General features: G+C 57.7%; 11 protein-coding genes and 1 tRNA gene. 11 read left to right on the top strand and 1 reads right to left on the bottom strand.

Annotated elements, in window-relative coordinates; genetic code table 11:
• The first annotated feature begins 55 nt into the window (after window positions 1-55).
• The 11 genes from ybgC (at window position 56) to nadA (ending at window position 8,427) form a co-directional block, all read left to right on the top strand.
• Window positions 56-523 carry a tol-pal system-associated acyl-CoA thioesterase gene (ybgC, locus tag F8N21_RS15905; RefSeq protein WP_150643020.1) on the top strand — a complete coding sequence of 156 codons (468 nt, stop codon included), beginning with the start codon at window positions 56-58 and terminating at the stop codon, window positions 521-523.
• The gene (gene tolQ / locus F8N21_RS15910) at window positions 513-1,208 is read left to right on the top strand and encodes a protein TolQ (protein ID WP_150643021.1); all 696 of its coding nucleotides are present in this window, start codon (window positions 513-515) and stop codon (window positions 1,206-1,208) included. The genes ybgC and tolQ overlap by 11 nt, the downstream gene beginning before the upstream one ends.
• 23 nt (window positions 1,209-1,231) lie before the next feature.
• Window positions 1,232-1,684 carry a protein TolR gene (tolR, locus tag F8N21_RS15915; RefSeq protein ID WP_191624336.1) on the top strand — a complete coding sequence of 151 codons (453 nt, stop codon included), beginning with the start codon at window positions 1,232-1,234 and terminating at the stop codon, window positions 1,682-1,684.
• On the top strand, window positions 1,684-2,763 hold the full coding sequence (tolA, locus tag F8N21_RS15920) for a cell envelope integrity protein TolA (protein WP_150643023.1): 1,080 nt from the start codon (window positions 1,684-1,686) through the stop codon (window positions 2,761-2,763). The genes tolR and tolA overlap by 1 nt, the downstream gene beginning before the upstream one ends.
• Complete coding sequence (tolB, locus tag F8N21_RS15925) at window positions 2,760-4,061, top strand: Tol-Pal system beta propeller repeat protein TolB (protein ID WP_150643024.1); 1,302 nt, start codon at window positions 2,760-2,762, stop codon at window positions 4,059-4,061. The genes tolA and tolB overlap by 4 nt, the downstream gene beginning before the upstream one ends.
• Window positions 4,062-4,113: 52 nt before the next feature.
• Window positions 4,114-4,614 carry a peptidoglycan-associated lipoprotein Pal gene (gene pal, locus F8N21_RS15930; RefSeq protein ID WP_150643025.1) on the top strand — a complete coding sequence of 167 codons (501 nt, stop codon included), beginning with the start codon at window positions 4,114-4,116 and terminating at the stop codon, window positions 4,612-4,614.
• 6 nt (window positions 4,615-4,620) lie between these two features.
• A complete protein-coding gene (gene ybgF, locus F8N21_RS15935; RefSeq protein ID WP_150643026.1) occupies window positions 4,621-5,439 on the top strand; it encodes a tol-pal system protein YbgF in 819 nt (272 codons plus the stop codon).
• A 164-nt stretch (window positions 5,440-5,603) separates the two neighbouring features.
• A complete protein-coding gene (queE, locus tag F8N21_RS15940) occupies window positions 5,604-6,251 on the top strand; it encodes a 7-carboxy-7-deazaguanine synthase QueE (RefSeq protein WP_150643027.1) in 648 nt (215 codons plus the stop codon).
• A 1-nt stretch (window position 6,252) separates the two neighbouring features.
• Entirely contained in the window at window positions 6,253-6,954 is a 702-nt protein-coding gene (gene queC / locus F8N21_RS15945) for a 7-cyano-7-deazaguanine synthase QueC (protein ID WP_150643028.1), read from the top strand.
• A gap of 63 nt (window positions 6,955-7,017) precedes the next feature.
• Window positions 7,018-7,093, top strand: a tRNA-Lys gene (locus F8N21_RS15950).
• Window positions 7,094-7,368: 275 nt separating this feature from the next.
• On the top strand, window positions 7,369-8,427 hold the full coding sequence (gene nadA / locus F8N21_RS15955) for a quinolinate synthase NadA (protein ID WP_150643029.1): 1,059 nt from the start codon (window positions 7,369-7,371) through the stop codon (window positions 8,425-8,427).
• Window positions 8,428-8,643: 216 nt separating this feature from the next.
• Here nadA and F8N21_RS30920 read toward each other — a convergent pair.
• Window positions 8,644-8,918, bottom strand: a 275-nt coding sequence (locus F8N21_RS30920; RefSeq protein ID WP_224788230.1) for a hypothetical protein, incomplete at its 5' end; no start/stop codon positions are given.

Consider the following 8,918-nt stretch of genomic DNA (forward strand, 5'->3'; position numbering starts at 1 on the left):
GAATGAAAAACAGTTGCCTGGGCGGATTGGCAACCTGAGGAGTAACCACTAGAGTATGCGCGCGCAAAACGGGCTTGAGTCGTTCGCACATCGTTGTCGCGTTTATTACGAGGACACCGATGCCGGCGGCATCGTGTATTACGTCAATTACCTTAAGTTTATGGAACGGGCTCGAACCGAGCGGCTCCGGGAGCTGGGCTTTGCCCAATCCACGCTTGCCGGGGAAGACCTGTTGTTCGTCGTGCATTCCAGCGAAGCGCGTTACCACGCGCCGGCGCGACTGGACGACGAGCTTTTGGTGAGCGCTGAAGTAATTGAATTGAACCGTGCCAGTCTGCGTTTCAAGCAGCAGGTCAGGCGGGCTACGGATAATGCACTGCTCTGTGAAGGGCAGTTTTTGGTGGCCTGTGTGCGCGCCGATAGTTTGAAACCCCGGGCCATTCCCGAAGCTCTACGTGCGGCCTTTGCCCGCGTGAGCGGCGCGGGTACACACTCAGAGCAGGAGATAAAGCGTGGAAGCTAACGTCGTCGACCATACCTCCATGTGGAGCTTGGTCAGCAATGCCAGCGTCGTTGTGCAGTTGGTAATGCTGATCCTGGTGGCTGCATCGGTCACTTCATGGATCATGATTTTTCAGCGCAGTACCCTGCTGCGCGCCGGTCGGCGTGCCCTGGAGGGCTTTGAAGAGCGCTTCTGGTCGGGTATCGACCTGTCGAAACTCTATCGCCAGGCCGGTAGCAACCCAGACCCGGACTCGGGCGTAGAGCAGATTTTCCGCGCCGGTTTCAAGGAGTTCTCCCGTCTGCGTCAGCAGTCTGGCGTTGACCCGGAAGCGGTCATGGAGGGCGTGGCGCGTGCCATGCGCGTGGCCATTTCCCGCGAAGAAGAAAAGCTCGAGCAGAGCCTGCCGTTCCTCGCTACCGTCGGTTCTGTCAGCCCGTACATCGGCCTGTTCGGTACCGTCTGGGGCATCATGAACTCCTTCCGTGGCCTGGCAATGGCCCAGCAAGCGACCCTGGCCACCGTGGCTCCGGGTATCGCCGAGGCGCTGATCGCCACCGCCATTGGTCTGTTCGCGGCAATCCCCGCAGTAATCGCCTACAACCGTTTTGCCGCTCGTGGCGAAACCTTGATCAGCCGTTACTACACCTTCGCCGACGAGTTCCAGGCGATCCTGCACCGCAAAGTGCACACCAGCGAAGAATAAGCAGGTAATCCTCAATGGCTTTAATCGCTCGAGCTCGACGCAAGCGCAAGCCGGTTGCCGAGATGAACGTGGTGCCCTACATCGACGTGATGTTGGTACTGCTGGTCATCTTCATGGTGACCGCACCGATGCTCAATCAGGGCGTGAAGGTTGATCTGCCCAAGGTTTCCAGCGAAGCCTTGCCGCAAGACAACAACACTCAGGTCCTGACCATTTCGATCAAGGCTGACAAGACCTACTACTGGAACCTTGGCAGCGAAGTCGATACCGAAAAACAGCAGGACAAGGCAATGACCTTGCCGCAGATGACCAGCGCCGTGACCAAGATCATCAGCGCCGGCACCGGTAACGGCAAGCGCACCCAAGTCTTTATTCGTGGCGACAAGACCGTCGATTACGGATCCGTCATGGGTGCCATGGGCGGATTGCAGAAAGCCGGGGTCGGTAATGTTGGCTTGATTACCGAGGCGCCCTGATGCAGCGAATGCGAGAGCCGTCCGCCTCGGAAAGCTACTTCTGGCCTAGTGTCTGGGCGATTGCCCTGCATATCCTGGTGTTTGGCATGCTGTTCGTCAGTTTTGCCTTCACTCCGGAATTGCCACCGGCCAAACCGATCGTCCAGGCGACCTTGTACCAGCTGAAATCGAAAAGTCAGGCGACGACCCAGACCAATCAGAAGATTGCCGGTGAGGCGAAGAAATCCGCCGCGCGACAGACTGAAGTCGAACAGCTGGAACAGAAGAAGGTCGAGCAGGAAGCGGTAAAGGCTGCGGAACAAAAGAAAGAAGAGTCGGCTCAAAAGGCCGAGGAAGCGAAAAAGTCTGACGAAGCCAAGAAGGCCGACGAGGCGAAGAAGGCTGATGAAGCCAAGAAAGCCGACGATGCCAAAAAGACTGCTGAAGCGAAAAAGGCTGAAGAGAAACAATTGGCTGATATAGCCAAGAAGAAATCTGAAGAAGAAGCCAAGAAAGCCGCTGAAGAAGAGGCCAAGAAAAAGGCCGCTGAAGAAGCCAAGAAAAAAGTTGTCGAAGACGCGAAGAAGAAAGCCGCGGACGACGCCAAGAAAAAAGCTGAAGCGGACGAGGCGAAGAAGAAAGTCGCCGAGGATGCGAAGAAGAAAGCGACTGCCGATGCTGCGAAGAAAAAATCGCAGGAAGCGGCACGTAAATCCACCGAAGACAAAAAGGCCCAGGCCTTGGCGGACTTGCTTTCCGACACGCCGCAGCGCCAGCAAGCCTTGGCGGATGAGCAGGGCGATGAAGTCGCCGGCAGTTACGATGATCTGATTCGTGCTCGTGCAGCGGAAGGCTGGGCTCGCCCACCTTCGGCACGCAAAGGCATGACAGTCGTGCTGCAGATCGGCATGTTGCCCGATGGTACTTTGACTTCGGTCAACGTGGCCCGGTCCAGTGGAGACGGTCCGTTCGACGCTTCGGCTGTAGCAGCGGTCAAGAATATTGGACGTTTGACAGAAATGCAGGGAATGAAGCCGAGCGATTTCGCTCCCTATCGTTCATTCAAGATGACATTCACACCTGAGGATCTAGCCTTGTGAGAAACCTTCTTCGAGGAATGCTTGTCGTTATCTGCTGCCTGGCAGGGATAGCGGCGGCGGATGAAAAAAACATTCTGGTCACCAGCGGCAGTGATCGGGCAACCCCGATCGCGGTAGTGCCGTTCGGCTACCAGGGCGGCAGCGTACTGCCGGACGACATGGCGGAAATCATCGGTAACGACCTGCGCAACTCGGGTTACTACTCGCCGATTCCAAAGCAGAACATGATCAGCCTGCCGACCCAGGCCAGCGAAGTCATTTATCGCGACTGGAAGGCCTTGGGCGCCCAGTACATCATGGTTGGTAGCGTTACTCCGGCGGGCGGTCGCCTGCAGGTGCAGTACGCCCTGTTCAACGTCGCCACCGAGCAGCAAGTGCTGACCGGCAGCGTGTCGGGCAGCGTCGATCAGTTGCGCGACATGTCTCACTACATCGCTGACCAGTCATTCGAGAAGCTCACCGGCATCAAGGGTGCTTTCTCGACGCGCATGCTGTACGTGACGGCTGAGCGTTTTTCGGTGAACAACACCCGTTACACCTTGCAGCGTTCGGACTATGACGGCGCGCGGGCAGTGACCTTGTTGCAGTCGCGCGAGCCGATCCTGTCGCCGCGATTCGCTCCCGATGGCAAGCGCATCGCCTACGTGTCGTTCGAACAGAAGCGCCCGCGCATCTTCGTTCAGCACATCGATACCGGTCGCCGCGAGCAGATCACCAACTTCGAAGGCCTCAATGGCGCGCCAGCCTGGTCGCCGGATGGCACGCGCCTGGCTTTTGTCCTGTCCAAAGATGGCAATCCGGATATCTATGTAATGAATCTGGGTTCGAAGCAGATCAGCCGTGTGACCAAGGGCCCTGGCATCAACACCGAACCGTTCTGGGGTAAGGATGGTTCGACCATCTACTTCACCTCCGACCGTGGCGGCAAGCCGCAGATCTACAAGACCAGCGCAGGTGGCGGTGGTGCGGAGCGTGTGACCTTTGTCGGTAACTACAACGCCAACCCTAAATTGTCGGCTGACGAAAAGACCCTGGTGATGATCCATCGTCAGGACGGTTTCACTAATTTCAAGGTTGCGGCCCAGGATTTGCAGCGCGGAAGCGTAAAAATCCTCACTGATAGCACTCTGGACGAGTCGCCTACTGTTGCGCCCAACGGCACCATGGTAATCTACGCCACCCGCCAGCAGGGCCGGGGAGTCTTGATGCTCGTGTCCATCAATGGACGCGTAAGGCTCCCGCTTCCTACCGCTCAAGGCGAAGTCAGAGAACCTTCCTGGTCCCCTTACCTGAACTGACGCGGCGCTACACGTTGTACTTAACACATTGGGGTTCATTAGGAGTTTCACGATGGAAATGCTGAAGTTTGGTAAGTTTGCTGCTCTGGCTCTGGCTCTGTCCGTAGCCGTTGGTTGCTCGTCTAAAGGCGGCGACAATGCCGGTGAAGGCGCAGCTGTTGATCCAAACGCTGGTTACGGCGCTAACACCGGTGCCGTTGATGGTTCCCTGAGCGAAGAAGCTGCTCTGCGCGCTATCACCACTTTCTACTTCGAATACGACAGTTCGGACCTGAAGCCAGAAGCCATGCGCGCTCTGGACGTTCACGCCAAAGACCTGAAAGCAAACGGCGCTCGCGTTGTTCTGGAAGGCAACACCGACGAACGTGGTACTCGTGAGTACAACATGGCACTGGGCGAGCGTCGTGCGAAAGCCGTTCAGCGTTACCTGGTACTGCAAGGTGTTTCCCCAGCTCAGCTGGAACTGGTTTCCTACGGCGAAGAGCGTGCAGTTGCTACTGGCAACGACGAGCAGTCCTGGTCCCAAAACCGTCGCGTCGAACTGCGTAAGTAATTCGTCATGCGAACGTGCCGTCGTGCTGTAACTGTTTTGGCCCTCAGCCTCCTGCCGCTTGCGGCGGGGGCTGCGGTTCCTGTGGTCGAGGATAACTCCGGCAATAGCGGGAGCAGTTATCCGCCTGCGGGTTACGGTACGAACGGCGCCTATGCCGGGGGAGGGGTTTCGGCCCCTGTCTCGGCACAGGGCGAGCTGTTCAACCAATTGCAACAAATGCAGGAACAAATCGAACGCCAACAAGGTGTGATCGAAGTTCTGCAAAATGATGTAGCGCGCATCAAGCAAGAAAGCCTGGAGCGATACCAGGAACTTGATCGACGCATTGGATCTGGCGGTGCTCCTGCCGCGGCTCCTGCAAATTCTCCCGCCGGTGGTGATCTGAATGCCCCCGGTGCAGCTGCGGCGCCTGCTACCCAGGCCCCGGCAGCGGGTACCGAACCGGCTGATCCGGCGAAGGAAAAGCTGTATTACGACGCAGCCTTCGACCTGATCAAGGCCAAGGATTTCGACAAGGCCAGCCAGGCCTTCGCCGCATTCCTGCGCAAATACCCGAACAGCCAGTACGCGGGCAACGCTCAGTACTGGTTGGGTGAGGTGAATCTGGCCAAGGGCGACTTGCAAGGTGCCGGCCAGGCGTTTGCCAAGGTTAGTCAGCTGTATCCCAAGCATCCCAAGGTGCCGGATTCGCTGTACAAGCTCGCTGATGTAGAACGCCGCCTGGGTCATACCGACAGGGTCAAAGGCATTCTGCAGCAGGTGGTCGCCCAGTATCCGGGGACTTCCGCCGCTCAGCTGGCCCAGCGCGACTTGCAGCGTATGTAAGTCTGGTGACCTGCTTTGAAGAAACCTGCGCTTGTCGCGGGTTTTTTCGTTAGAATTCATGTCCTTTTTATGAAACACGCTTTTTGGGATTCGCGCGGTCGCGGGTTCCTTGAAGTGCCTGACGGAGGCGGACAGCCTGTTTAGCTGTTACGCCCGTGGCGACTATGCAAGACACATTGAGAATCACCGAAGTTTTTTACTCGTTGCAGGGTGAAACGCGGACTGCCGGGCTGCCCACTGTCTTTGTGCGCCTGACCGGTTGCCCGTTGCGTTGCCAATACTGCGACAGCGCCTACGCGTTCAGCGGTGGCAGCATCCGCTCTCTCGACGATATCCTCGAGCAGGTCGCCGGGTTTCGTCCGCGTTACGTCTGTGTAACGGGCGGTGAGCCATTGGCTCAACCCAACGCCATTCCTTTGCTCAAGCAGCTGTGTGACGCCGGTTACGAGGTGTCGCTGGAGACCAGCGGTGCCTTGGACATCAGTGCGGTAGACTCGCGGGTCAGCCGGGTTGTCGACTTGAAAACGCCCGGGTCGCAGGAAGTCCAATGCAATCGCTATGAGAACATCGAGCTGTTGACCTCCAATGACCAGGTCAAATTTGTCATTTGTTCCCGAGAAGACTATGACTGGGCAGTGTCCAGGCTGATCCAGTATGGCCTGGACCGGCGCGCCGGCGAAGTCTTGTTCTCGCCGAGCCACCATGACTTGAATGCGCGCGACCTGGCCGACTGGATTGTCGCGGACAACCTGCCGGTGCGCCTGCAATTGCAGCTGCATAAATATCTTTGGAATGACGAGCCGGGGCGCTGAAATGACTGAACAACTGAATCAACAGCCTGCTGACCAGAAGCGCGCGGTAATCCTGCTGTCCGGCGGCCTCGACTCGGCAACCGTCGTAGCCATGGCTCGCGCCGAGGGTTACAGCTGCTACACCATGAGTTTCGATTACGGTCAGCGTCATCGTGCCGAGCTGGATGCGGCGGCTCGGGTCGCGCAGGATCTGGGTGTGGTCGAGCACAAAGTGATTGGCCTGAATATGAACGGCATTGGTGGCTCGGCCCTGACCGACAGCTCTATCGATGTGCCAGAGGCTCCAGGTGAAGGCATTCCGGTGACTTACGTGCCGGCGCGCAATACGGTGTTCCTCTCGCTGGCGCTGGGTTGGGCGGAAGTGCTCGGTGCCCGGGACATCTTCATCGGCGTGAACGCGGTGGATTATTCCGGTTACCCGGACTGCCGTCCCGAGTTCGTCGAGGCTTTCGAGCGCATGGCCAACCTGGCGACCAAGGCCGGGGTAGAGGGGCAGGGCTTCCGTATCCAGGCGCCGCTGCAAAACCTCAGCAAGGCCGAGATCGTCAAGGCCGGGGTGCGCCTGGGCGTCAACTACGGGCTGACGGTGTCCTGCTATCAGGCCGATGATAAAGGGCGTGCCTGCGGTAAATGCCATAGCTGCCGCCTGCGTGCCGAGGGTTTCTTGGCAGCCGGAATTAGTGACCCAACAGACTATTTTTAATCTATTTCAAATAAGGTGTTGAATTATCCTTAGAAATCAGTATTATACGCGTCACCACACAGCGGGTCGTTAGCTCAGTTGGTAGAGCAGTTGGCTTTTAACCAATTGGTCGTAGGTTCGAATCCCACACGACCCACCATTTTAGATGTAGATGTTTGAAAATCTGGAAGGCCCATGAAAATGCGGATTTCCAGATTTTTTTTTTGCCCTGGATTTTAGTTCCGTCCAATTCAGACGCTTCACTGCTTTACGCAGGTCAGAATCATCTTTTGAATCCACTGGATATTCTGTAGCCTTGCGCAGCTTCAACGCTGTCCGTGCCTGATGAATTCACTCTCCCGGCGGGGCCCTGATCGGTCCGGAGCCGGTGGTATACTCGACTTTCGCGCAACCGCGCCTGCAGGTCTTGCGAACATGACGCAAATTTCCGAACGCCTTCTGGTTCAAGCTCACCTCGACGCCAAGCAGCCCAAGCCGCTGAGTGCTGAAGAGGAGGCCTATTACCGTGCCGCCATTGCCGCCGAGCTCAAGGCTCAGGACGCGGTGCTGGTGGCCCACTTTTATTGCGACCCGATCATTCAGGCCCTGGCCGAAGAAACTGGCGGTTGCGTGTCCGACTCGTTGGAGATGGCTCGCTTCGGCAACGCCCATCCGGCCAAGACCGTGGTGGTCGCCGGTGTGAAGTTCATGGGCGAGACCGCAAAAATCCTCAATCCGGAAAAACGTGTGCTGATGCCGACCCTGGAGGCGACCTGCTCGCTGGACCTGGGTTGCCCGGTGGACGAGTTCTCGGCGTTTTGCGATCAGCATCCAGAGCGCACGGTGGTGGTCTATGCCAACACTTCGGCTGCGGTCAAAGCCCGTGCTGACTGGGTGGTGACTTCCAGCTGTGCGCTGGAAATCGTCGAAAGCCTGATGGATAACGGCGAAACCATCATTTGGGCTCCGGACAAGCATCTGGGGACTTATATCCAGCGCAAGACCGGTGCCGACATGCTGCTTTGGGACGGTGCCTGCATCGTCCATGAAGAGTTCAAGTCCAAGCAGCTCGAAGACATGAAGGTGCTGTATCCGGATGCGGCGATTCTGGTTCACCCTGAGTCACCGACTGCGATCATCGACCTGGCCGATGCGGTAGGGTCTACCAGCCAGCTGATCGCCGCTGCGCAAAGCCTGCCGAACAAGACCTTTATCGTGGCCACCGATCGCGGCATTTTCTACAAAATGCAGCAGTTGTGCCCGGACAAGGTCTTTATCGAGGCACCAACGGCCGGTAACGGCGCGACATGCCGCAGTTGCGCGCATTGCCCGTGGATGGCGATGAATACCCTTGAGCGTACGCTGAGGAGCTTGCGAGAGGGTACCAACGAGATCTTCGTCGACCCGGCGTTGATTCCCCAGGCTATTCGGCCGCTCAAGCGCATGCTCGACTTTACCCAGGCTGCACGCATGAAGCTGGCGGGGAATGCCTGATCTGCTGGCAGGTCGCTTATGCAGGCGACCTGCCTCTCGCGGATATACACCTCCCAGGCGCCATGTTTGGGGGGCGAACAGTATCAAAAGATCGCAGCCTGCGGCAGCTCCTACAGAAGCATAGGAGTACCCAGCCCCCTCGTAGGAGCTGTCGAGCGAAGCGAGGCTGCGATCCTGGCTGATGAACAGGCGCGGTGTTTATAGCGCGAACCAGGATCAAAAGATCGCAGCCACAGAAGCATAGGAATACGCAGCCCCCTCGTAGGAGCTGTCGAGCGAAGCGAGGCTGCGATCCCGGCTGATGAACAGGCGCCGTGTTTTATAGCGCGAACCAGGATCAAAAGATCGCAGCCACAGAAGCATAGGAGTACCCAGCCCCCTCGTAGGAGCTGTCGAGCGAAGCGAGGCTGCGATCCTGGCTGATGAACAGGCGCCGTGTTTATAGCGCGAACCAGGATCAAAAGATCGCAGCCACAGAAGCATAGGAATAC

The organism is Pseudomonas fluorescens (genome assembly GCF_902497895.1).
GTDB classification, from domain to species: Bacteria; Pseudomonadota; Gammaproteobacteria; order Pseudomonadales; family Pseudomonadaceae; genus Aquipseudomonas; species Aquipseudomonas fluorescens_BP.